1 protein-coding gene is annotated in these 349 nt (G+C 62.2%); it reads right to left on the reverse strand.

What is annotated here, in order from left to right:
• On the reverse strand, positions 1-349 hold a 349-nt coding region (locus JM664_RS19100), incomplete at both ends, for a hypothetical protein (protein WP_227421413.1).

Genomic DNA, 349 nt, shown 5'->3' on the forward strand with positions numbered 1-349 from the left:
CGAGGATCGGAACGACCGGCATGATCTCCCGATAGGCCCAGGCCGCTCGAACGACGATGTTCAGCCATTCGCTGAAGATCGTGTAGGCAACGCCGAACGCCACGGCCACGATCAGGACCCGGCGTACCCGTTCGAAAGGCCACGCCGCATCCCCAACCAGGAAGAGCGACAAGAGTATCGTGCTCATGGCGATGAGAATGTCCCCGCCCGTGCAATGCAGGATCGCGAAGGCGATCTCGCCCCAGGTTCCCTCCAGCCAGATGGTGTAGAGGGGGATGTGGCCGATCTCCCAGACCAGATGTGCGACGGCCGAGAACAGCACGTATCTCCGGAGAACCAGGAGCCAGTC

The sequence above is a fragment of the Roseitranquillus sediminis genome (genome assembly GCF_016918935.1).
Lineage (GTDB): Bacteria > Pseudomonadota > Alphaproteobacteria > Rhodobacterales > Rhodobacteraceae > Roseitranquillus > Roseitranquillus sediminis.